Source organism: Pseudomonas sp. C9D1 (genome assembly GCF_056491235.1).
Window position 1 is genome coordinate 151,617 of sequence record NZ_JBSZIE010000003.1, and the last position, 23,616, is coordinate 175,232.

General features: G+C 66.4%; 20 protein-coding genes. 5 read left to right on the forward strand and 15 right to left on the reverse strand.

Features of this window, described 5'->3' with window-relative positions; all coding sequences use genetic code 11:
* Positions 1-4: 4 nt before the first annotated feature.
* The 3 genes from ACXI0U_RS28405 to ACXI0U_RS28415 all read right to left on the reverse strand — a co-directional run bounded on the left by ACXI0U_RS28405 (position 5) and on the right by ACXI0U_RS28415 (position 2,815).
* Positions 5-463, reverse strand: coding sequence for a (2Fe-2S)-binding protein (locus ACXI0U_RS28405; protein WP_043244769.1), 459 nt, complete (start codon positions 461-463; stop codon positions 5-7).
* A 139-nt stretch (positions 464-602) separates the two neighbouring features.
* On the reverse strand, positions 603-1,529 hold the full coding sequence (locus ACXI0U_RS28410) for an AraC family transcriptional regulator (protein WP_021217308.1): 927 nt from the start codon (positions 1,527-1,529) through the stop codon (positions 603-605).
* Between the two features lie 266 nt (positions 1,530-1,795).
* A complete protein-coding gene (locus ACXI0U_RS28415) occupies positions 1,796-2,815 on the reverse strand; it encodes a zinc-dependent alcohol dehydrogenase family protein (RefSeq protein WP_021217309.1) in 1,020 nt (339 codons plus the stop codon).
* 166 nt (positions 2,816-2,981) lie between these two features.
* Between ACXI0U_RS28415 and ACXI0U_RS28420 the strand changes: the two genes are divergently transcribed.
* From ACXI0U_RS28420 to ACXI0U_RS28435, 4 genes are all read left to right on the forward strand, one after another.
* A complete protein-coding gene (locus ACXI0U_RS28420; RefSeq protein WP_031286975.1) occupies positions 2,982-3,899 on the forward strand; it encodes a LysR family transcriptional regulator in 918 nt (305 codons plus the stop codon).
* Between the two features lie 587 nt (positions 3,900-4,486).
* Complete coding sequence (gene mexE / locus ACXI0U_RS28425; protein WP_021217311.1) at positions 4,487-5,728, forward strand: multidrug efflux RND transporter periplasmic adaptor subunit MexE; 1,242 nt, start codon at positions 4,487-4,489, stop codon at positions 5,726-5,728.
* 11 nt (positions 5,729-5,739) lie between these two features.
* Complete coding sequence (locus tag ACXI0U_RS28430) at positions 5,740-8,928, forward strand: efflux RND transporter permease subunit (protein ID WP_263403987.1); 3,189 nt, start codon at positions 5,740-5,742, stop codon at positions 8,926-8,928.
* A complete protein-coding gene (locus tag ACXI0U_RS28435; RefSeq protein ID WP_265168492.1) occupies positions 8,925-10,319 on the forward strand; it encodes an efflux transporter outer membrane subunit in 1,395 nt (464 codons plus the stop codon). Before ACXI0U_RS28430 ends, ACXI0U_RS28435 begins: the two co-directional genes overlap by 4 nt.
* A gap of 465 nt (positions 10,320-10,784) precedes the next feature.
* Here ACXI0U_RS28435 and ACXI0U_RS28440 read toward each other — a convergent pair whose 3' ends face one another.
* The 6 genes from ACXI0U_RS28440 to ACXI0U_RS28465 form a co-directional block, all read right to left on the reverse strand.
* Positions 10,785-11,408: an NIPSNAP family protein gene (locus tag ACXI0U_RS28440; RefSeq protein ID WP_021217314.1), complete on the reverse strand. Its 624-nt coding sequence runs from the start codon at positions 11,406-11,408 to the stop codon at positions 10,785-10,787.
* Between the two features lie 85 nt (positions 11,409-11,493).
* Positions 11,494-12,483, reverse strand: coding sequence for a 3-hydroxybutyryl-CoA dehydrogenase (locus ACXI0U_RS28445; protein ID WP_431484564.1), 990 nt, complete (start codon positions 12,481-12,483; stop codon positions 11,494-11,496).
* Positions 12,483-13,589 carry an NAD/NADP octopine/nopaline dehydrogenase family protein gene (locus ACXI0U_RS28450; protein ID WP_431484565.1) on the reverse strand — a complete coding sequence of 369 codons (1,107 nt, stop codon included), beginning with the start codon at positions 13,587-13,589 and terminating at the stop codon, positions 12,483-12,485. The genes ACXI0U_RS28445 and ACXI0U_RS28450 overlap by 1 nt, the downstream gene beginning before the upstream one ends.
* A 415-nt stretch (positions 13,590-14,004) precedes the next feature.
* The gene (catA, locus tag ACXI0U_RS28455) at positions 14,005-14,934 is read right to left on the reverse strand and encodes a catechol 1,2-dioxygenase (RefSeq protein ID WP_021217317.1); all 930 of its coding nucleotides are present in this window, start codon (positions 14,932-14,934) and stop codon (positions 14,005-14,007) included.
* 55 nt (positions 14,935-14,989) lie between these two features.
* The gene (catC, locus tag ACXI0U_RS28460) at positions 14,990-15,280 is read right to left on the reverse strand and encodes a muconolactone Delta-isomerase (protein WP_184489119.1); all 291 of its coding nucleotides are present in this window, start codon (positions 15,278-15,280) and stop codon (positions 14,990-14,992) included.
* Between the two features lie 28 nt (positions 15,281-15,308).
* Complete coding sequence (locus ACXI0U_RS28465) at positions 15,309-16,430, reverse strand: muconate cycloisomerase family protein (protein WP_431484566.1); 1,122 nt, start codon at positions 16,428-16,430, stop codon at positions 15,309-15,311.
* 125 nt (positions 16,431-16,555) lie between these two features.
* Between ACXI0U_RS28465 and ACXI0U_RS28470 the strand changes: the two genes are divergently transcribed.
* Positions 16,556-17,437, forward strand: coding sequence for a LysR family transcriptional regulator (locus ACXI0U_RS28470; protein WP_265168490.1), 882 nt, complete (start codon positions 16,556-16,558; stop codon positions 17,435-17,437).
* A 283-nt stretch (positions 17,438-17,720) separates the two neighbouring features.
* Here ACXI0U_RS28470 and ACXI0U_RS28475 read toward each other — a convergent pair whose 3' ends face one another.
* From ACXI0U_RS28475 to ACXI0U_RS28500, 6 genes are all read right to left on the reverse strand, one after another.
* Complete coding sequence (locus ACXI0U_RS28475; RefSeq protein ID WP_431484567.1) at positions 17,721-18,998, reverse strand: OprD family porin; 1,278 nt, start codon at positions 18,996-18,998, stop codon at positions 17,721-17,723.
* 280 nt (positions 18,999-19,278) lie between these two features.
* Positions 19,279-19,779: a flavin reductase gene (locus ACXI0U_RS28480; protein ID WP_031286976.1), complete on the reverse strand. Its 501-nt coding sequence runs from the start codon at positions 19,777-19,779 to the stop codon at positions 19,279-19,281.
* Positions 19,780-19,797: 18 nt separating this feature from the next.
* Positions 19,798-20,754, reverse strand: a complete 957-nt coding sequence (locus tag ACXI0U_RS28485) for a PDR/VanB family oxidoreductase (protein WP_431484568.1) — start codon at positions 20,752-20,754, stop codon at positions 19,798-19,800.
* 76 nt (positions 20,755-20,830) lie between these two features.
* Positions 20,831-21,571 (reverse strand): SDR family NAD(P)-dependent oxidoreductase, encoded by a 741-nt coding sequence (locus ACXI0U_RS28490; RefSeq protein WP_431484569.1) that lies wholly within the window; start codon positions 21,569-21,571, stop codon positions 20,831-20,833.
* Between the two features lie 153 nt (positions 21,572-21,724).
* Entirely contained in the window at positions 21,725-22,201 is a 477-nt protein-coding gene (locus ACXI0U_RS28495; protein WP_021217325.1) for an aromatic-ring-hydroxylating dioxygenase subunit beta, read from the reverse strand.
* Positions 22,202-22,333: 132 nt separating this feature from the next.
* The gene (locus ACXI0U_RS28500) at positions 22,334-23,608 is read right to left on the reverse strand and encodes an aromatic ring-hydroxylating oxygenase subunit alpha (protein ID WP_479551171.1); all 1,275 of its coding nucleotides are present in this window, start codon (positions 23,606-23,608) and stop codon (positions 22,334-22,336) included.
* Positions 23,609-23,616 lie beyond the last annotated feature (8 nt).

Consider the following 23,616-nt stretch of genomic DNA (forward strand, 5'->3'; position numbering starts at 1 on the left):
CTCCTCAGGCCAGTTGGCCGGCTGCTTCGTGGATGGCCGCGCGGATGCGCACGTAGGTGGCGCAGCGGCAGATATTGCCGCTCATGGCCGCATCGATATCGGCGTCGCTGGGCTTGCGGTTGCCCGCCAGCAGCGCGGTGGCCGCCATGATCTGCCCCGACTGGCAGTAGCCGCACTGGACCACGTCGAGCTTGCGCCAGGCCTCCTGCACCACCTTGCCCACCGCGTCATCGCCCACCGCCTCGATGGTGGTGATCTTCTTGCCCACCAGCATCGACACCGGGGTGATGCAGGCCCGCGTCGGCTGCCCGTCCACGTGCACGGTGCAGGCACCGCACAGGGCCATGCCGCAGCCGTACTTGGTGCCGGTCATCTCGGCGACGTCGCGCAATGCCCAGAGCAACGGCATATCGGGGGCGATATCGAGTTCCTTGTCTTGGCCATTCAGGTTCAGGGTGATCATCTGCTTCTCCACCTCTACGGGTATGGATTCATGGTTCACCGGCCACGGGAGGGCCGGTTCAGGGCACGGTTGTTTCAGGGTAGAAGCTGCCTGGTCGTCCCAGCGCCGTTGCGGCGGCGGGACGACCAGCGGAGCGGTATCAGGCGCTCTGGCGCAGGCGCGCGATGTCGCGCTGCGGCGGCTCGCCGAACAGACGGCTGTATTCGCGGCTGAATTGCGAGGGGCTCTCGTAGCCCACACGGCTGCCGGCGGTGGCGGCGTCCAGCGCCTCGGCGAGCATCAGCCGGCGCGCCTCCTGCAGGCGCAGCTGCTTCTGGAACTGCAGCGGGCTCATGGCGGTGACCGACTTGAAGTGGTGGTGCAGTGCCGAGGTGCTCATGTTCACCTCGCCGGCCAGGGAGCCGATCTGCAGCGGCCGGTGGTAGTTGTTCTTCAGCCAGCTCACGGCCTTGGCGATGCGCTGGGTGTGGCTGCCGACGCAGGCGATCTGGCGCAGCTGCGCGCTGCGCTCGCCCAGCAGCAGGCGGTAGAGGATCTCGCGCTCCACCAGGGGCGCCAGCACGGCGATGTCGTCGGGGGTATCGAGCAGGCTCACCAGGCGGATCACCGCGTCCTGCAGGGGCTCGTCCAGGCTGCACACCGAGATGCCGCGCGCGGAGCTGGTCACCGCCGGCGGCCTGTCCATTTCCAGCAACAGCTCGCTGATGCGCGCCGGGTCCAGGTCCAGGCGCATGCTGAGGAAGGGCACTTCGGGGGTGGCGTCCAGCACCTGGCCGATCACCGGCAGGTCGAGGGACACGATCAGGTACTGGGACTGGCCGTAGATGTAGGTCTCATCATTGAGCATCGCCTGCTTGCAGCCCTGCACGACGATGCCCAGGGCGGGCTCGTAGAGGCAGTGGATGGGCTCGGTGGCAGCGGTGGCGCGGAACAGTGACAGGCGTGGGATAGGCGTGTGATTGACGCCCTCCTCCCGGGCGAATCGTTCAATCAGGCGCGCGAGCCTGGCTTGCGGCCCCAGGGGTGCGCTGCGCCCCTGTTCTTCGAGGGTTGCGGGTGTGGTCATGGTTTCAGCCCCTCCGGATCAGGCGACAACTCTACTTGCGCGCGCGGGGCGCGTCTTGGGCGGGAAACCACTTAGGCAGGATCAGGCAAGAATCCTGCAGAATCCTGCTACCGAAGCGGCGACCCGTGATCACACACTGGCGCCCCTTCGAGCCTGGCCGACTCCGTGCATCGATGAACGCCGTTGCGACGATCGGCACCCAGCCGGCGAAAACGAAAACCGGCGCACATGGCGCCGGATTCGGTGAAGCCCATTGCAAGGGCGGGTCAGTCGGCGACGTGGATCACCACGCGGCCACCGGCCGGGCAGGTTTCCATGTAGCGGCTCGCTTCGACGAAGTCGGCGAACTCGAAGACCCGGTCGATGACCGGCTTGAGCAAGCGGTCGCCGGTCATCTGGTTGATATGCGCGAGCGCTCGCTGCACGGCAGCGTCATCACGCTCCAGGCCGGTTTCCGGGTCACCGGTGAAATCCATCACGCAATGGCGGAAGAACTGCAGGTGCTTCTTGAAGGCAGCGCAGGCCGGGAAGGCTGCATCGTTGCCACCGTTGATGCCATAGAGGATCAGCTTGCCGCGCGGGGACGCGACGTCGCCCAGCAGCTTCATCTGCGGGCCGGCGCATTGGTCCAGCACCACTTCCACGCCCTTGCCGGCGGTGAAGCGCTCGACTTCCAGGACCAGGTCCTGCTCCTCGGTGACGATGACCTTGTCGGCGCCCAGCTCCTTAAGGAACGGGCGGCTCTCCGGGTAGCTGGTGGAGGCGATGACGATCGCGCCCAGCGCCTTGGCCAGCTGCACCGACTGCGGCGCCAGGCAATGGCCGGCCTCGGTGATCAACACATGCTGGCCGGGCTTGACCTTGGCCAGTTCCACCAGGGCGAAGTAACCCAGCAGCAGCGGCGTGTAGTGCACGGCGGCTTCGACCGGGGTCAGCACCTCGGGATAGCGGGTCAGGGCACGGCGCGGCATCAATACGATGTCGCCCCAGGCCGGATAGGTATTCGGGGTGGCGGACGGGAAGCTGGCCACGGCCATGCCGGGCTGCAGGTCATCGACACCTTCGCCAACGGCCTCTACCACGCCGGCCAGCTCGAAGCCGAGCCCGGCAGGCAGACGGGCCTGTTCGGAAGCCAGATTCTGCCGCCAGAGCACGTCTTTCCAACTGACGCCCAGCGCCTGGGTGCGCACCAGAACTTCGCCAAACCCCGGTTTCGGGGTGGGCAGCTCTTCCAGCTTGAGCACATCGGCCTCGCCGAATTGATGAAAACGGATCATGCGGGACATCACACACCTCGCCTGTGACTCTGTCATGGCCATGGACTCTATCCGGGCTTTATCCCTAAAACCACCCGCGCGCATCAATAGTTGTCATAAACACGGATGATGTGAGCCTTGACGACCGCGCTGCAGAGCCTCATTTTTCACACACTTATTTCGGAAGTAGCCCTGCATGAACAGGAACGACCTACGTAGAGTTGACCTCAATCTACTGATCGTGTTCGAGACGCTCATGCATGAGCGCAGCGTGACACGGGCGGCGGAGAAGCTCTTCCTCGGCCAGCCCGCCATCAGTGCCGCCCTGGCGCGGCTGCGTACCCTTTTCGACGACCCGCTGTTCGTGCGCACCGGCCGCAGCATGGAGCCTTCGGCGCGGGCGGTGGAAATCTTCGCCCTGCTCTCCCCGGCGCTGGACTCCATCTCCACCGCCGTGAGCCGTGCCGCCGACTTCGACCCGGCCACCAGCAACGCAGTGTTCCGCATCGGCCTGTCCGATGACGTCGAGTTCGGCCTGCTGCCCGCCCTGCTCCGCCGCCTGCGCGCCGAGGCACCCGGCGTGGTGCTGGTGGTGCGCCGTACCAACTACCTGCTGATGCCCAACCTGCTGGCGTCCGGGGAAATCTCCGTGGGCGTCAGCTACACCGACGAGCTGCCGGCCAACGCCAAGCGCAAGACCATCCGCCGTTCCAAGTCCAAGCTGCTGCGCGCCGATGCGATACCCGGCGCGCTGAGCCTGGAGGATTACTGCGAACGCCCCCACGCCTTGGTGTCCTACGCGGGCGACCTCTCCGGCTTCGTTGACGAGGAACTGGAAAAGCTCGGCCGCAAGCGCCGCGTGGTGCTTGCCGTGCCTCAGTTCAACGGCCTCGGCGCGCTGCTCGCCGGCACCGACATCGTCGCCGTGGTGCCCGACTACACCGCCGCCGCCCTCACCGCCGCCGGCGGCCTGCGCGCGGAAGACCCGCCCTACGGCGGCCGCTCCTTCGAGCTGTCCATGGCCTGGCGCGGCGCCCAGGACAACGACCCGGCAGAACGCTGGCTGCGCTCGCGCATCCAGATGTACTGCGGCGACCCGGATAGCCTCGAATAGCGTGTAGGCCGGGTGAAACCCGACGCCCCCAGCCACTCCCACCGCGGGTTTCACCCGCCCTACGGCGATGCCGCGCACCGCTTGGCGACTGAAGTCGCCCCTACAGGGAGCAGCGCTCCGTCACAACGTCGGGGTCTTGTCGGGGGCACGACTGTAGGGTGGATGACGCTTTTTTCATCCACCAGGCCTGTGGGTAGGGTGGGTTTCAGCCCACCGAGTACTCACGGCACAGAAGTCCGCCATGGCATTGATGGGACCGGTTTCAACCGCGAAAGGCTTCGCGAATGAATTCGCTCCTACGGGTACGCGCCGGTCCGAATCGATGAAAAGCAACAGCCATTCGCTTCTATCGATAGAACCGCCCCGATCTGCCGTTGCAAGCAATCCCGTGAATGCCCCGAAACCATGCAATGAATCGCCGAAAGCCCCATTCCAGGGCGGTTTCGCAGGGCAAGCCACCTACTATCAATGGAAAAAAGTGATTTATCACTGACGGTGATATTTATCTTCGTGGTGTTCGATTCGTCCGCGAACGAGCCAGCCAGCAGACTCCGCCCCATCTACAAATCCAAATGGCGGAGCTACACATGGAACAGTCCACTCAATCCACCTGGCGTACCGGCCTCACCCTCGCATCCCTGCTGGTGCTGGTGGCGTGCGGTAAGGCCCCGGAAGCCACGCTTGCACCCGCTGCCGCCAAGGTCAGCGTGGCCGAGGTGCTGCAACAGCCGATCAACGAATGGGACGAATTCACCGGCCGCCTCGAAGCGCCTGAATCCGTCGAGATCCGTCCGCGCGTCTCCGGCTACATCGATCACGTGTCCTTCCGCGAAGGCAGCCTGATCAAGAAAGGCGACCTGCTGTTCCAGATCGACCCGCGCCCCTTCCAGGCCGAGGTGAAACGCCTCGAAGCCCAGCTGCAACAGGCCCGTGCCAGCCAGACCCGCGCCCTCAACGAGGCCCGTCGAGGTGATCGTCTGCGCCAGAGCAACGCCATCTCCGCCGAGCTGGCCGATGCCCGCAGCAGTGCCGCCCAGGAAGCCCAGGCCGCTGTCGCCGCCACCCAGGCCGAGCTGGACAACGCCAAGCTCAACCTCAGCTTCACCCGCGTCACCTCGCCCATCGATGGCCGCGTCAGCCGTGCCGAAATCACCGAAGGCAACCTGGTCAACGCCGGCCAGTCGCTGCTCACCTCCGTGGTCTCCACCGACAAGGTCTACGCCTACTTCGATGCCGATGAGCGCGTCTTCCTCAAGTACGTCGAACTGGCCCGCAAGGCCGGCGGCGACGCCCGTGGCGCCAGCCCCGTGTACCTGGGCCTGACCAGCGAGACCGGCAACCCACACCTGGGCCAGCTGGACTTCCTCGACAACCAGGTCAACCCGCGCACCGGCACCATCCGTGGCCGCGCCGTGTTCGACAACAAGGACGGCCGCTTCACCCCCGGCCTCTATGCCCGCATCAAGCTGGTCGGCAGCGACACCTACCCCGCCGCGCTGATCAAGGACGATGCCATCGGCACCGACCTGGGCAAGAAGTTCGTCCTGGTCCTGGGCGAGAACAACACCGTGGCCTACCGCTCCATCGAGCTCGGCCCGAAGGTCCAGGGCCTGCGCATCATCCGCACCGGCCTGGCCAAGGGCGAGAAGATCGTGGTCAACGGCCTGCAGCACACCATGCCCGGCGCCACCGTCGACCCGCAGTCCGTGCCCATGGCCGACGAGAACACCCTCGCCGAGCTGGCCCGCCTGCGCCAAAGCGTGGAAGGCCGTGACGCACCGCGTGTCGCCGAACAGAACGCCAAACCTGCCGTCGCTCCGCGCGGTTGAGGTAGTACGACATGAATTTTTCCCAGTTCTTCATCCTGCGGCCGATCTTCGCCGCCGTGCTGTCGCTGCTGATCCTGATCGGCGGCGCCATCTCGCTGTTCCAGTTGCCCATCAGCGAATACCCCGAAGTGGTTCCGCCCACCGTGGTCGTACGCGCCAACTTCCCCGGCGCCAACCCCAAGGTGATCGGTGAGACCGTGGCCTCGCCTCTGGAGCAGGCCATCGTCGGTGTGGAAGGCATGCTCTACATGTCGTCCCAGTCCACCAACGACGGCAAGCTGACCCTGACCATCACCTTCGCCCTGGGTACCGACCTGGACAACGCCCAGGTGCAGGTGCAGAACCGCGTCACCCGGACCATGCCCACCCTGCCCACCGAAGTGCAGCGGCTCGGCGTGACCGTGGACAAGGCCTCCCCGGACCTGACCATGGTGGTGCACCTGACCTCGCCGGATAACCGCTACGACATGCTCTACCTGTCCAACTACGCCGCGCTCAACGTGAAAGACGAGCTGGCGCGCCTGGACGGTGTGGGCGACGTGCAGCTGTTCGGCATGGGCAACTACTCCCTGCGCGTCTGGCTGGACCCGAACAAGGTGGCCTCGCGCAACCTCACCGCCACAGACGTGGTCAACGCCATCCGTGAGCAGAACCGCCAGGTGGCGGCCGGTGCGCTGGGTGCGCCTCCGTCCGACGCGGGCAACAGCTTCCAGCTCTCGATCAACACCCAGGGCCGCCTGGTCACCGAGGAAGAGTTCGAGAACATCATCATCCGTGCCGGCGACGACGGCGAGATCACCCGCCTGCGTGACGTGGCGCGCATCGAACTGGGCTCCAGCCAGTACGCCCTGCGCTCGCTGCTGAACAACCAGCCGGCCGTGGCCATCCCGGTGTTCCAGCGCCCCGGCTCCAACGCCATCGAGATCTCCGACTCCGTGCGGGGCCGCATGGCCGAGCTGAAGAAGAGCTTCCCCCAGGGCATGGACTACGAAATCGTCTATGACCCGACCATCTTCGTGCGCGGCTCCATCGAGGCGGTGGTCCACACCCTGCTCGAAGCCATCGTGCTCGTGGTCCTGGTGGTGATCCTGTTCCTGCAGACCTGGCGCGCCTCGATCATCCCGCTGGTGGCCGTACCGGTCTCGCTGATCGGCACCTTCGCGGTCATGCACCTGTTCGGCTTCTCCCTCAACGCCCTGTCGCTGTTCGGCCTGGTGCTGGCCATCGGCATCGTGGTGGACGACGCCATCGTGGTGGTGGAGAACGTCGAGCGGAACATCGGCCTCGGCAAATCACCGGTGGACGCCACCCGCCAGGCCATGAAGGAAGTGACCGGCCCCATCGTCGCCACCGCTCTCGTGCTGTGCGCCGTGTTCGTGCCCACCGCCTTCATCTCCGGCCTCACCGGGCAGTTCTACCAGCAGTTCGCGCTGACCATCGCCATCTCCACCGTGATCTCGGCCTTCAACTCGCTGACCCTGTCCCCGGCGCTGGCCGCCGTGCTGCTGAAGGACCACCACGCACCCAAGGACCGCTTCTCGCGCATCCTCGACAAGCTCTTCGGTGGCTGGCTGTTCGGCCCGTTCAACCGCGTCTTCGAGCGTGCCGGCAACGGCTACGTCGGCACCGTACGCCGCGTGCTGCGTGGCAGCTCGGTGGCCCTGCTGGTCTACGGCGGCATCCTGGTGCTCGGCTACCTGGGCTTCTCCAGCACCCCGGCCGGCTTCGTGCCGCAACAGGACAAGCAATACCTGGTGGCCTTCGCCCAACTGCCCGACGCCGCGACCCTGGATCGCACCGAAGCGGTGATCAAGCGCATGTCCGAGATCGCCTCCAAGCACCCGGGCGTGGAAAACACCGTGGCCTTCCCCGGCCTGTCCATCAACGGCTTCACCAACAGCCCCAACAGCGGCATCGTGTTCACCCCGCTCAAGCCCTTCGATGAGCGCAAGGACCCGTCCATGTCCGCCGGCGCCATCGCCGCCGAGCTGAACAAGGAATTCGCCGGTATCCAGGACGCCTACATCGCCATCTTCCCGCCGCCGCCCGTACAAGGCCTCGGCACCATCGGCGGCTTCCGCCTGCAGGTGGAGGATCGCGGCAACCTGGGCTACGAGGAGCTGTACAAGCAGACCCAGAACATCATCAACAAGGCGCGCCAGCTCCCCGAGCTGAACCCCATGTCGGTGTTCACCAGCTACCAGGTCAACGTCCCGCAGGTGGATGCCAACATCGACCGCGAAAAGGCCAAGACCCACGGCGTCGCCATCAGCGACATCTTCGACACCATGCAGGTCTACCTCGGCTCGCTGTATGCGAACGACTTCAACCGCTTCGGCCGTACCTACCAGGTCAACGTCCAGGCCGACCAGCCGTTCCGCCTCGAACCCGAGCAGATCGGCCAGCTGAAGGTGCGCAACAACCGTGGCGAGATGATCCCGCTGTCCACCTTCGTCAAGGTCGACAACGCCTCCGGCCCGGACCGCGTGATGCACTACAACGGCTTCATCACCGCCGAGATCAACGGTGCCGCCGCCCCGGGCTACAGCTCCGGCCAGGCCGAGGAAGCGATCGCCAAGCTGCTCAAGGAAGAACTGCCCAACGGCATGACCTACGAATGGACGGACCTGACCTACCAGCAGATCCTCGCCGGCAACACCGCGATCTTCATCTTCCCGCTCTGCGTACTGCTGGCCTTCCTGGTGCTGGCCGCCCAGTACGAAAGCTGGAGCCTGCCGCTGGCGGTGATCCTGATCGTGCCGACCGTGCTGTTCTCGGCCATCGTCGGGGTGATGCTCGCCGGTAGCGACAACAACATCTTCACCCAGATCGGCTTGATCGTCCTGGTGGGCCTGGCGTGCAAGAACGCCATCCTCATCGTCGAATTCGCCAAGGAGAAACAGGAAGAAGGCCTCGACCGCCTGGCCGCGGTACTGGAAGCCTGCCGCCTGCGTCTGCGCCCGATCCTGATGACCTCCATCGCCTTCATCATGGGCGTGGTACCCCTGGTGCTCTCCTCCGGCGCCGGCGCCGAAATGCGCCACGCCATGGGTGTAGCGGTGTTCAGCGGGATGATCGGCGTGACCTTCTTCGGCCTGCTGCTGACCCCGGTGTTCTATGTGCTGATCCGTGGCTTCGTCGAGAAAGGCGAAGCCCGCAAGGCGGCCAAGGCCCAGAAACTCAAGGAACTGCACGCATGATCAACAAGGCTTTCGCCCCTGCCCTGCTGGCCCTCGCTTTGAGCGCCTGCGCCGTGGGCCCGGACTACAAGGCCCCCGACAGCGAGCCCGCGCGGCTCGCTGCCGCGGACGCCGGCCACTACGACCGCGCCCGCTTCGAAACCCTCTGGTGGCAACAGTTCGACGACCCGACCCTGAACCAGCTGGTGCAGCAGTCCCTCGAACAGAACCGCGAGCTGCGCGTGGCCTTCGCCCGCCTGCGCGCCGCTCGTGCCATCCGTGACGACGTCGGCAACGACCAGCTGCCGACCATCACCAGCCGCGCCAGTGCCGAAGTCGGCAAGGGCCAGCAGCCCGGCCAGACCGAACAGCGCGTCAACGCCGAGCGCTACGACCTGGGCCTGGACATGGCCTGGGAGCTGGACCTGTTCGGCCGCATCCAGCGCCAGATCGAAGCCAGCGACGCCGAAATCGGCGTCGCCCAAGCCGAGCTGCAACAGCTGCAGGTCAGCCTGATCGCCGAGCTGGTGGACGCCTACGGCAACCTGCGTGGCGCCCAGCTGCGTGAACGCATCGCCCGCGAAAACCTGAAGAACCAGCAGGAGTCCCGCGGCCTCACCGAGCAACTGCGTGACGCCGGCGTCGGCAACGAGCTGGACGTGCTGCGCGCCGACGGCCGCCTGGCCGCCACCGAAGCCACCCTGCCGCAACTGCAAGCCCTCGAAGTGCGTTCGCGCAACCGCATCGCCACCCTGCTCGGTCAGCGCCCGGAACAGCTGAGCGTCGATCTTTCGGCCAAGCCGCTGCCGGTGATCGCCAAGGAACTGCCCATCGGCGACCCCGCCGAGCTGCTGCGCCGCCGCCCCGACGTCGCCGCCGCCGAACGCCAGCTGGCCGCCGCCACCGCCAATGTCGGCGTGGCCACCGCGGACCTGTTCCCCCGCGTCAGCCTCTCCGGCTTCCTCGGCTTCACCGCCGGGCGCGGCTCGCAGATCGGCTCCTCCGCCGCCCGTGCCTGGGGCGTGGCACCGACCATCAGTTGGGCCGCCTTCGACCTCGGCAGCGTGCGGGCCCGCCTGCGTGGCGCCGAAGCCGAAGCCGACGGCGCCCTGGCCGGTTACGAGCAGCAGGTGCTGCTGGCCCTGGAAGAGTCCGAGAACGCCTTCAGCGACTACGCCAAGCGCCAGCAACGGCTGATCTCCCTGGTCCGCCAGTCGGAGGCCACCCGCGCCGCCGCCGAACAGGCCGCCGTACGCTACCGCGAAGGCACCGTGGACTTCCTCGTGCTGCTGGACGCCGAACGCGAACGCCTGGCCGCCGAAGACGCCCAGGCCCAGGCCGAGGTGGAGCTCTACAGCGGCATCGTCGCCATCTACAAGGCCCTCGGCGGCGGCTGGCAGCCCCAGGCCTGAAACCTCTCCTCCTGGCTCGGCCGCCCCCCGGCCGACCTCTCGCCCCGCGACGGTGCCCCTGTCGCGGGGCTTTTTTTGCCTGACGAAATCCAGCCGGCGCGCTGCCCCATCGTGGGAGCGAATTCATTCGCGATGGAGCATCCGACCACTCGCGGCCCAGTGCCGGCGGCAGGTCTTTCGCGGCTGAAGCCGCTCCCACAGGGATTGCCGCAGCGAGGCCATGCATCGCTGCGTTGGGCCTCGCTGCGCTCGGCGCCAACCTACGCACCGTGCCACCGTAGGTCGGGTGCAACCCGACTCCTGCGGTGCAAGACTTTCGCGGGTTTCACCCGCCCTACGAAGCTGAACGCTGTGTAGGGTGGATGACGCTCTTTTCATCCACCAGGCGATGTATCAACCCCACACCGCAGCCCACCCGGTAGGGGCGAATTCATTCGCCCAGCGGTGCGCAGCACCGCCAACCCCTCACCGCAACGGCGAGAAACGCGCCGGCAGGCACGCGGTGGAGTGCATGTCGCGCAGCTGCGGGCCGGAGTTTTCCGGCGGCCACACGCCATCGGCCACCGCGCGGGTGCGCACGTCGAGGCGTTGCTCCAGGCTGGCGTAGGGCCAGATGTGCAGGTAGCGCGGAGTGCGGCCATCGGTGGCGTAGAAGGCCGCATAGACCTGTGAATAGCCCTCGCCGGTGCGCGGGCCGACGGCCTTCTTCCAGCCTTCCAGGGTCGGCGCCAGGCCGGAGGGGATCAGGTCGTACACCCGCAGCTCGTAGAAAGGCCCATGGGCGCCCGGCGCCAGGGGTTCGAGGAAGGGAAACAGCGTGTAGTTTTCCACCTTCATGTCGGTCATGAAGCATTCGATGCCGAAGGCGTCCCGTGCCAGCAGGTAGCGCTCGCGCTCGGCCTGGCGAGCCTGCTCGTCGGTGAAGCCGCGCAGCACGATGACCTGATTCAACGGGCCGATCTCCGAGGCCCAGCAGCCCATCAGGGTGCAGCCGGGGCCGCTGCTGGCCAGGGTTTCTTCCAGGCGCGCCAGGGCATCGGCCGTGGTGCGCACGCGCAGGGTGAAGGTGATCAGTTCGAACAGGCGCATCGTTACCTCGTGGTCCGTGGTTCATCTAGATACGGCGGCGGGCACTGTGCCCGCCGCCCGGCAACCGGGGCCGCGAGGGACGTGCTCACGCCTGCCTCAAAGCCCCGTTGAAACGCGGGGCGAGCCCCATCAGGTCGAGCTTGCGGGTGAATTCGCCGAGGCGGCGCAGCTTGTAGGCCTCCACGTCCACACCTGCGTAGTCATAGAAGCCCTGCCCCTCGCGCAGGCCGTTGCGGCCCTCGTGCATGTTGTCGGCGATCACCTGGGGCGAGGCGAAGCGCGGGTCGATGGCCCCGGCCAGGTAGCGCGAGGCGTAATAGAGGATGTCGCCGCCGCCCCAGTCGATGAACTCCAGCAGGCCCAGTACCGAGAAGCGCAGGCCGAAGCCGACGCGGATCGCCGTGTCGATATCCTCGGCGCTGGCCACGCCCTCCTCCACCATGCGCGCGGCCTCGTTCATCGCCAGGGCCTGGATGCGCGGCACGATGTAGCCCGCCGCCGGGGCGCAGAGCACCGGCACCTTGCCCACCTGGCGCAGCAGCGCCAGCAGGCGCTCGACCACATCGCTGCGGGTAGTGTCGCTGCGACTCACCTCCACCAGCGGGATCAGGTAGGCCGGGTTGAGCCAATGGGCGTTGACGAAACGCCCGGGGTGGCTGACCAACCCGGCCAGCTCGGTGACCAGGAAGGTGGAGGTGGTCGAGGCGATGATGCAGTCGCCGCTGCAATGCAGGCTCAGCCAGGCGAAGCACTCGCGCTTGACCTCCAGCACCTCGGGTACCGCCTCGAACACCAGCTCGGCGCAGGCCAGGTCGGCCAGCGCCTGCTCGCGGTCGCACAGGCGCACCCGGCCCAATGCTTCGTCCGCCTGCCCGGGTTCGAGCACGCCGAGGCGTACCAGGGTCTGCAGCTCGCCGGCGAGGCTGGCGCGCACCTTGTCGAAATACCCCCGCTGCTGCTCGGCATCACGGGCCTTGATGTCGATGAGGGTCACCGGCAGCCCGGCGTGCATGAAGGCCAGGGCGATGCCTTCGCCCATGCGCCCGGCGCCGACCACGGCGATGCGCGCGGCCATCAGTGGATGCCCTCGCGCAGCAGCTCGACCATTTCGGCGCGGCTCAACCCGGCCAGGCCGAGGCGCTCCAGGGTGCGGCCCTCGGCATAGAGATCGAAACCGGCCACCGCCGAGGCGATGCTCAGCAGGCCCTGGGCGACGGGCATGGGCACGCCGGCCCAGCGCCCCACCGAAACCAGGAAGGACAGCCCCAGGCGGGTGTCCTCGAGCATGTAGCGGTGGCGCTGCAGGTCTATGTCCTCGCGCCAGTCGCCGCTGTCGGTGAGCTTGCCGTGGGCACCGCGGCCGTACATCCACTCATCGCCCTCGGTGGTGTTGTAGTGGTCGGCCAGGGGGAAATGTGGCGCCGGGTAGCCCAGCGCCTCGCGCAGGGCCATGCGCTCGGCGTCCAGCGCGGTGGTGACGCGGCGGATGGCCGGCTGGGTGCCTTCATTGTGGATGTCCCAGGTCTCGAAGTGCTCCAGGGGGCCGGCGTTCATCATGATCAGCGGCGGGTGGATGATCGGCCCGGCGTTCATCAGCGCGCCGCTGAGGCCGTCCTCGATGGGTTCGACACTCGGGTAGGCCCGGCGCAGCAGGGCGAAAGCCGGCTCGGCCAGGCGGCAGGGGAACACGCCGGTGGGCAGGCGTGTGGCATAGCCGCTGATCACCACGTTGGCCGCACCGTGCTTGCGGGCCAGGTAGGGCAAGGTGCCGGTCTCGGCGAAGGCCACCTCGGCGTCGTTGCCGGCCTCGTGCATGGCCTTGGCGAACAGGTAGCTGCCGAAGGTGCCTGGCGGCAGGAACAGCACCTGGCCGTCGCGCAGCAGCGGCGCCATTTCCCGCGCCAGGCTCTCATGGGTGGTGGATGGCAGCGGCACCACCAGCAGCTCGGCGAAGGCCACGGCTTCGGCCAGGTCGTCGCTCAGGCTGAGGCTGGCGCCCTCGCCGCCCACGGCCACCTGGCGGGTGCCGCGGTAGTCCTTGACGGTCAGGCTGCCGATGGCCGCCAGTTCCTTGAGCGCCGCGCCGTCACGGCGCCACAGGCACACGCGGTGTCCCTTCTCCGCCAGCTCGATGGCTGCCGCGTAGCAACCGTGTCCACCGCCGATAACGCTGATATTCATGGGCCAAGCTCCTCGTTCAAGAGCCTCGATCCTAGGGGCCCGACCCGTACCCGGCTGCGCCGAATGCGCAACGAGGATTCGGAATGTGCAAGGGATTGGTGCCGGCTCGGCAATCGATCCCGTAGGGGCGAATTCATTCGCCCAAGGGCCGCGCAGCGGCCCGCATGCCCCCTCCCCACCCAAGCCGTATATCGCCGCACGCCACAACACCGCTGGTGGATGAAAAGAGCGTCATCCACCCTACGGCCCGGTGATCGTCGTTGATCGGAAAAGACACGGTGCTGCGGCGCTCTGTGGGAGCGGCTTCAGCCGCGAAAGGCCCACGGCCGGCACAAAAAAACCACGCCGGCATGACCACCGGCGTGGTTGAAAACAGCGGGGAAAATCGGGTGATTCCCCGCCGGGACTACGGGCCTCAGGCTTCCAGGGCGCGGACGCGGTCGCGGCGCTCTTCTTCCTTGGGCTTGGCGGCGGCTTGCAGCTGGAAGTCGAAGTCGATCTCGGCGAAGCGGCCTTCGATGCCATGGGCGTCGGCGGCAGCGGCGTCTTCGATGAAGCGCACCTCGGCCACCAGGCCTTCGCGGGTGGCGTAGGCGAAGTCGTCCCACAGGTACTGGTCGCCCGAGAGGTTGATCTGGGTGGTCAGGTGGCGATGGCCGGGGGCGGAGATGAAGAAGTGGATGTGCGCCGGGCGGTTGCCGTGGCGGCCCAGGCTGTTGAGCAGCTCCTGGGTGGGGCCGTCCGGCGGGCAGCCGTAGCCGGAGGGCACGATGCTGCGGGCGCGGTAGCGGCCTTCGCTGTCGGTGATGATGCGCCGGCGCAGGTTGAACTCGGACTGGGTGCTGTCGAAGTAGGAATAGGTGCCGTTGGTGTTGGCGTGCCAGACGTCGACCGTGGCGCCGGCCAGGGGCTTGCCGTCGGTGTCCAGCACCTGGCCCTGGAGGAACATCACGGTGCCCGGGTCGGTGCCGTCGTCCATGCGTGCCTCGCCCTCGGACAGCGGCGCACCGGCCACGTAGAGCGGGCCCTCGATGGTGCGCGGGGTACCGCCGCTGAAGCCGGCGGCTTCGTCCTGGGCATCCAGCAGCAGGTCGAGGTAGTGCTCGACGCCCAGGCCGGCGACCAGCAGGCCGGCCTCCTGGCGGCTGCCCAGGCGGTTGAGGTAATCCACTGCCTTCCAGAATTCCTCGGTGGTCACGTCCAGGTCCTCGATGATCTTCACGGTGTCGAGGAGGATGCGGTTCACCAGCGCCTTCATGCGCGGGCTGCCCTGGTCGTTGGTGAAGCCGCTGGCTTCCTTGAAGAACTGCTGGACGCTATCGGTCTGGGAGAGTTTGACAGTCATGGTTGGAACCTCATCTTGTAGTTATTGGCCGGGCTTAGCTGGGACGGTGCGGCGATCAGCGATCGTCCTGGTGGATCGACGAAGGGTGGCGGCAGAGCCCGTCGACCTCGATCTCCATGTACGGGAACAGCGGCAGCTGCATCAGCGTGTCGTGCAGCTCCTCGACGCTGGCCAGGTCGAACACGCTGTAGTTGGCGTAGTGGCCGGCGATGCGCCACAGGTGGCGCCACTTGCCCTCGCGCTGCAGGCGCTGGGCCAGTTCCTTCTCGTCGGCCTTGAGCTTGGCGGCCTTGGCCGGGTCCATGTCGAGCGGCAGCTTCACGGTCATCTTCACGTGGAACAGCATGGAAGCATCTCCTTCTTCAGGCGAGGGTTCAGGTACGGCGGAAGCGCACCAGGCGCTCCTCGTCGAGGGTCAGGCCGAGGCCGGGCAGGCGCGGCACGTGCAGCTGGAAGTCCTGGTAGCGCGGCGGCTCGGTGACGATCTCCTCGGTCAGCAGCAGCGGGCCGAACAGTTCGGTGTCCCAGGCCAGTTCGGCCAGGGTGATGAAGGCGTGTGCCGAGGCCAGGGTGCCGACGCTGCCTTCGAGCATGGTGCCGCCGTAGAGGCCGATGCCGGCCGCCTCGGCGATGGCGGCAGTGCGCAGCACGGCGCGCGGGCCACCGTTCTTGGCGATCTTCAGGGCGAACACCGGGGCGGCGCCTTCGCGGGCCAGGTTGAAGGCGTCCTCGACGCATTCGATGGACTCGTCCGCCATGATCGGCGCCGGGCTGCGCAGGGCGAGGCGCGCCTGGCCGGCGCGGTTGTTGCGCGAGATGGGCTGCTCGATCAGGTCGATGCCGTTGTCGCCCAATACCTGGCAGGCGCGCAGGGCCACGGCTTCATCCCAGTACTGGTTGACGTCGACGCGCACGCTGGCGCGATCGCCCAGGGCCTTCTTGATGGCGATGACGTGGCGCAGGTCCTGGTTCACTTCGTTGGCGCCGATCTTCAGCTTGAAGATGCGATGGCGGCGCACCTCCAGCATGTGCTCACCCTCGGCGATATCGCGGGCGGTGTCGCCGCTGGCCAGGGTCCAGGCCACTTCCAGGCTGTCGCGCACACGGCCACCGAGCAGCTCGCTCACCGGCAGGCCCAGGCGCTTGCCCTGGGCGTCCAGCAGCGCGGTTTCCACCGCCGAGCGGGCGAAGGTGTTGCCCTTCACCACGCGGTCGATGCGCTGCATGGCGGCGTTGATGTTGCTGGCGTCCTGGCCGATCAGCAGTGGCGCGAAGTAGCGGTCGAGGTTGGTCTTGATGCTCTCGGGGCTTTCGTAGCCGTAGGCCAGGCCACCGATGGTGGTGGCTTCGCCGATGCCCTCGATGTCGTCGGCGCAGCGGATGCGCAGGATCACCAGGGTCTGGTTCTGCATGGTGTGCATCGCCAGCTTGTGCGGGCGGATGGTCGGCAGGTCGACGATGATCGCTTCGAGGGACTCGATCGCGGTAGAAATCATTTCAATACCCATCAGGTTCTGTTTTCACTGTTCCGCAGCGTAAATCTGCAAATCCCAGGCTTCCAATATTGAGTTTGTCTGGCACGATACCCACCAGGTATCAAACCAGGCACAGAGAGATTCCCATGGAGCTTCGCCACCTGCGCTACTTCCAGGCCCTTGCCGAAACCCTCAATTTCACCCGCGCCGCCGAGCGCCTGCATATCGCCCAGCCGCCCTTGAGCCGGCAGATCCAGCAGCTCGAGGAAGAGCTCGGCGTCACCCTGCTGGAGCGTGGCCGGCCCCTGCGCCTGACCGAGGCCGGACGCTTCTTTCACGAGCACTCCAGCGCCCTGCTGGAGCAGTTGGCCAAGGTCTGCGACAACACCCGGCGCATCGGCCAGGGCGAGAAGACCTGGCTGGGCATCGGCTTCGCCCCCTCGACCCTCTACGGCGTGCTGCCGGAGCTGATCCGCCGCCTGCGCAGCGACGCCGAGCTGGAGCTCGGGCTCAACGAAATGACCACCCTGCAACAGGTGGAGGCGCTCAAGGCCGGGCGCATCGACATCGGCTTCGGCCGCATCCACATCGAGGACCCGGCCATCCACCAGCAGGTACTGACCCTGGACCCACTGGTCGCCGCCCTCCCCGCCGGCCACCCGCTGCTGGCCGCCCCGGCGAGCCTGGAAGCCCTGGCCCGCGAGCCCTTCGTGCTCTACCCGGGCAACCCGCGCCCGAGCTACGCCGACCATGTGCTCGCGCTGTTCGCCACCCACGGATTGCAAATCCGTGTCGTGCAGTGGACCAACGAACTGCAGACCGCCATCGGCCTGGTCGCCGCCGGCATCGGCATCACCCTGGTGCCCGCCTCGGTGCAGCTGCAGCACCGCGACGACATCGGCTACACCCGCCTGCTGGAAAGCAACGCCACCTCGCCGATCATCATCAGCCGCCGCGTGGGCGACACCTCCCCGGCATTGGGGGACTGCCTGGCGCTGATCGGGGAACTGGTGGCGCAGGACGCCTGAACGCACAGGCGCATCGCAATAAAAAAGGCCCGCAAAGGAGTGGCCGGGCCGAGGTGAAAACAACGAGATTGGTACAGGACGCGGGCTCATCGCCCGCACGGTCCGTAGGAGCGAGCTCTGCTCGCGAAGCGCCTTCAAGGGGCTCATCACCCATGCTGTCCTGGGGCCGCTCCGCGACCCTTGGCGAATGAATTCGCCCCTACAGGTTTGATCCGGCCCGGCAGTGTGCTTCCAGCTTTTGCAGGAAGCGACAACGCCGGGCCGGCCCTTCATACCCTGCGGCTCAGAACTTGAAGGTGTAGGTGGTGATCAGGCGGTTCTCCTTGTAGTCCGCCCCCGAGGCCGCGCCGTTGCCGTAGCGGGTCTTGACGTCGATGTTGCGCCACTCGAAGCCGACACCCTTGAGCAGGCCGCTCTGCACCACGTAGCTGAGGAAGATGTTGCGCTCGCTCTCGACGTTCTCATCCAGGGCGTTGTTGCCGCGATCGATGCCGGTGCCGCGCAGGTAGCGGGTCATCAGCTTGAGGCCCGGCGCGCCATAGCTGGCTAAGTCCAGGTCGTAGCGCAGCTGCCAGGAGCTTTCGTTGGGCTTGACGAAGGCGACGGTGGACCAGTTCACCAGGTACGGCTGCGGGGCGTAGCCGTTGAGCGTGGGGAAGGTGCTGTCGCCGAGCATGCGCTGGTAGCCGACGCCGATGGCGTGGGCGCCCTTGCGCAGGGTGGTCATGGCGCCGTAGGAGCGGTTGTCGATCTCGCCGTAGAGCGCCTTGCCGTCTTCCTTGTTGTCGAAGTAGCGCAGGTCGGTCTTCAGGCCGAAGCCGTCGCCCAGGTCGGCGTTGTAGGTCAGGCCGCCGTAGTGCTGCTCGTAGATGTCCTCCAGCTGGCCGTAGAAGTAGGTGGCCGAGAGCGCCGGGCTGAAGGCGTAGGTGGCGCCGCCGAAGTTGAGACCGTCGCTGCGGCGTTTGATGTCCGGGCCGTTGAACAGGTACATCTTCTCCCGGTCGGAGGATTCGCGCCCGCTGATCTCGGTGAAGCGCCCGCCGGTGAGGGTGAGCTTGTCGATCTCGCGGGATTCGACCAGGAAGCCGTGGTAGGTGGTGACCAATTGCCGCGAGTCGTCCATGAAGGCCACCGGCAGCATCGGACGGTGCTCGCCGATCTTCAGCTCGGTCTTGGAGTACTTGACCTTGGCGGTCAGCGCGGCGCGACCGTAGTCACGCACCTGCTCGCCCTTGCTGTCGTCGTAGGGAATGATGCTGTCCGGGCCACGGCCACCACCGCCATCCAGGCGATAGGCATATTGCGCGGAAAGATCGAGGCCGAACTGGATGGGGCCTTCGGTGTAACCGGAGATGGCGCGGAAGTCGAAACCCTGGGTCCAACTGCCAATACGCGACTTCGGTGCATCGCTCTGTTTGTAATCACGGTCGATATAGAAGTTGCGCAAGCCGAGGCTCACTTGCCGATCATCGAGAAAGTCCGCCTGGGCGGTAATCGGCGCGAGCGCACCCATCAGGCTCGCGGCAGCAACGCCGCGGGCCAGCCAGCTTTTCTGAAACATGGGATGTTCCTTTAATACATGTGCAAGGCACTAGAGTGGGAGCAGATTAATTGGCAAATCAGCAAACGCAGGCAGTTAATCCGCAGTGTTGTTTTTATGACCACTTACTGCAAAAAGGCGAAACAGACCCATTACCCGAACATCAGTAACGGGCACCCTCCTTTATTGTTATGTGTTTCATACAGCAGACTTTGCGCGGGAATCACTCGCAAAGTTTCCGGCGATAAACACCGAAACTTTCTACACCGGGACGTTGCTCTTCCCCGGCCTTGAAGCGTTATCAGCAGGCGGCCTTGGAGGCATCGCCGAGGCGGTGATAGGCGCGGTTGAAATACACCAGGCCTTCCTGGTTCTCGCCGTGGCGGATGCCCAGCACCTCGCAGTAGAAGATGGTGTGCGAGCCCACTTCATGGGCCTGGGCGATGCGGCAATCGAAGCTCACCAGGGCCTCGTCCAGCAGCGGCGCGCCGCTTTCCAGGGTGTGCCAGCTGGCGGCGGCGAAGCGCTGGTCGGAGTCCAGCTCGCGGTTGGCGAACACTGCCGAGATGTCCTTCAGCTCGGCGGTCAGCACGTTCACGCCGAGCACGCCGTTGCTCTTGAAATGCACGTTGGAATACGAGGAGCGGTTCATGCACACCAGCAGCGTCGGCGGCTGGTCGGTGACGCTGCACACCGCCGAGGCGGTGAAGCCGAAACGCCCGGCGGTGCCATTGGTGGTGATGACCGAAACGGCGCCGCCCAGCAGCGCCATTGCGTTACGAAATCCCGTGGTATCAACCATGGTAGTGCCCTCCGGTGTTCAGATATCCAGGACCAGCTTCGGGGTCCTGGCGCGCGAGCAACAGACCAGGATCTGGTCGTTGGCGGCCTTCTCGTCGTCGGTCAGGTAGACGTCGCGGTGATCCGGCTCGCCCTCCAGCACATCGCACAGGCAGGTGCCGCAGACGCCCTGCTCGCAGGAAATCTCGATCTTGATGCCCACGCCCGCCAGCGCGTCGAGAATGCTCTGGCCCTCGGCCACCTGCACCGTCTTGCCGCTGCGCGCGGCCACCACTTCGAAGCCCGCGCCGCTGGCGTCGACCTCGACCTGGAAGTACTCGCGGTGGATGTTGGCCTCGGCGTAGCCGGCGTTGCGCGCCTCGCCTATCACCCAGTCCATGAAGCCGGCCGGGCCGCAGACATAGACGTGCACATCCGCCTGGGGCGCGCCCAGCACGCGGGGCAGGTCGAGCTTCTGTGCCGGCTCGTCGTCGAAATGGGTGCTGACGCGCCCGGCGAAGGGCGCGGCGGCCAGCTCGTCGAGGAAGGCGGTGCGGCCGCGCGAACGGCCACAGTAGTGCAGCTCGAAGTCGCTGCCGGCGGCCTGCAGTGCATGGGCCATGGCGATCATCGGGGTGATGCCGATGCCGCCGCCGATGAGGATCGAACGCTTCGCATCGGCGGCCAGCGGGAACAGGTTGCGCGGCGCGCTGATCTCCACCTCGGCCCCTTCCAGCAGGCTGTCGTGCACGCCCAGGGAGCCGCCGCGGGAGGCCGGGTCCTTGAGCACGCCGAGGCGGTAGAGGCTGGAGTCGGCGGGGTCGCTGCACAGCGAATACTGACGCACCAGGCCGGGGGCGACGTGGATGTCCACGTGGGCGCCGGCTTCGAAGGCGGGAAGCGTCGCGCCGCCGACCGGCAGCAGATCGAGGACGACGACGCCGTCGCCCTGCAACTGGCGCTTGTGCACCACGACCTTGAGGAGTTGTTCTGTCATCTCGGGTTCACCCGCATTGCACGTCATGGAAAGAAGGCGGCCGTTCAGCGGCCGTCGCATCGTTGTTCGGTGTCGCTCAGCGCATGTACAGGCCGCCGTTCACATCCCAGGTGGCGCCGGTGGTGAAATAGGCTTCCGGCCGCGTCAGCTGCACGATCAGGTCACCGAGGAAATCCGCATCGCCCAGGCGCTTGACCGGGATGTTGGCCAGCAGCCCCTCCATGCGCTCCGGCGGAATCGCCGCGCGCACCGCCGGGGACTCGATGGGCCCTGGGGCGATGGCGTTGACGGTGACGCCGCTGGCCGCCAGCTCCTTGGCGAAGACCTTGGTCAGGGTGACGATGGCGCCCTTGGAGGCCGCGTAATGCGCGCCGGTGGCGGTGCCGCCGTTCTGCCCGGCCAGGGACGCCAGGTTGACGATGCGCCCATAGCCGGCCGCCGCCATGTGCGTGCCGAACACCTGGCAACCGACGAACACGCTGCGGGTGTTGAGGTTCAGCACCCGGTCGAATTCCTCGGGGCTGATCTGCATCACAGGCGTGGTCAGGGTCATGGCGGCGTTATTGACCACCGCATGCAGCGCACCGAAGCGCTCCAGGGTCGCCGCCAGGGCGGCCTCGAAGTCGGCCTTGCTGGCAACGTCCAGTTTCAGTGCCAGGCTGCGCGCACCGCTCGGATCGAGACGGTCGGCGGCGGCCTGGGCACGCTCCAGCGACAGGTCGGTGATCACCACCGAATGGCCGGCGGCGAACAGCCGGCCGGCGATGGCGAAACCCAAGCCCTGGGCGGCGCCGGTGACGAGTGCGATCTGGCTCATGACCGGCTCCCCAGGGTCTGTTCATGAGCTCGCGAGCTAGAGCGAGACAAGGAAGCAATGGCTGAGAGAGCGGAATTTACGTGCTGTAAATGAGCATCTCGAAGCCATTGATGACGCCGTATCGCCGACGCGCAGCAGCTCATGGGCAGACCCTCACAGGATGTAGCCGATACCGGCGAGGGTATCGGTCGAGTTGATGAGTTGGATCAGCTTGCGCTGGATGCGGAAGCCCTCGCCTTCGCGCTGGAGCTCGAAGGTGATGTCGGCGGTGTAGTGCTTGAGCACGTCCTTGCGGAATTCCCGCAGGTTCTGCGCGCAGCGCACGGTGACCACGCCACTCTCCTCGCCCAGCACGCGGAAGCGCGACAGGGCACGCACGGTGCGGGCGCGCGGGCTGGTGGAGATGGATTCACCGCCGATCAGGCGCTTCACCCGCAACTGACGCATGTGGTGGTCGTCGTAGGCGTAGTTGAGGGTGTTCTCGAAATCGGTCTCGTTGGGGTCGATCGGGATGATGTAGGTGCCCTTATCGGCCCAGAGGTCCAGCCAGGCGTCGAACTCGCCGTGGTCGAGCATGTCCGCTTCCTGCCAGATGAAGGCGCTGACGTGGTTGAGCAATTCAAGGTTCATGATCGGTCTCTCAAGTAGTGCGTCGAGCAGCGTAGGAGCGAGCTCTGCTCGCGAAGCTTCTGTGGCACCTATGTTCGCGAGCAGAGCTCGCTCCTACAGGCATGTGCCATCCGGGTTGGATATCGATCCGCCCTAGGCCGACATCATCTTTTTCCACTGCTGGTAGGCCGCGCGCATGCCGGTTTCGGCGCTCACGTCGCTGACCAGCCCGTCCTCGCTGGGCTTCTCGCCCGGCAGGCCGCGGTTGAGCATGATCCACAGGTCGCTGCCGGCCTGGGCGCCCTTCTGCACGCGCTCCCAGGCTTCGGAGTCGTCCGGGGTGCCGAAGCCCATGGGGCCCTGGAAGTGCTCGTGCAGGCGCAGGCGGTAGCGGTTGGCCACGGCCGGGCCGCCGTCCATGGTGATCACCGCGTGGTGGATCTCGGTCTCGTTCACCGAGATCGGCTGCAGCACGCGGAAGAAGGCCATGGAGCAGGCGACGTTGGGGAACAGGTTGAGGTTGAAGCCCGAGCCACCCACGGCGCGGACGATGCGGCGCACCTGCTGCTCGTCGATGCCTTCGCCGCGCAGTTCCTCGGCCAGGGCCTCGAAGCGCTCGGGGATGGGCTTGTCCAGATCGGCTTCGAGGTCGATCAGGTCGGGGATCATCACCATCACGCTGTGGCCATTGCCCAGGTCTTCGACATAGCCCGGGCCTTTGACGAAGTCGAAGAGCTCCAGGGTCTGTTCGTCCACCGAGGACAGGAACGACTTGTGCACCAGCGGGAAGTGGTAGGCGTCGGTGGTGTTCTCCAGCTGGATCTTCCAGTTGCCGGGGAAGCGGAAGCGGTGCTCGCCGGACACCTTCACGCCGTAGCCGGCGCCCTGCTTCATGAACAGGTCGATCCATTTCTTCGCCGGGCCGAGGAAGTTCACCAGCGGCTCGATGTCGTCCTTGAAGGTGGCGAAGATCATGCCGTTGTACTGCTCGACGCGCAGGCTCACCAGGGGCAGCTCGCCCTTGTCCAGGCAGTCGGCGTAGCTCTCCGGGTGCGGCACGCCGCGCAGGCTGCCGTCCAGGCCGTAGCTCCAGCCGTGGTAGGGGCAGACGAAGCTGTTGGCCTTGCCCTTCTTGTGCTCACAGACGGTGGCGCCACGGTGGCGGCAGCGGTTGAGCAGCACGTGCACGTCCTTCTTACGGTCGCGCACCACGATCACCGGCTGCTTGCCGATGTAGGTGCTCTTGTAGCTGCCGTTGTCGGGGATCTCGCTGGCGTGGGCGACCCAGATCCAGGTGCTGTAGAACACCTTCTCCAGCTCGTCGTCGAAGATGCGCCCGTCGGTGTAGAGCGAGGTGTGCACGCGGTCGTGCTGCACCAGGTCGGCCGGGGTGGCGGCCAGGTTCACGGTTTCGATCAGGTTGGTCACGATCACTC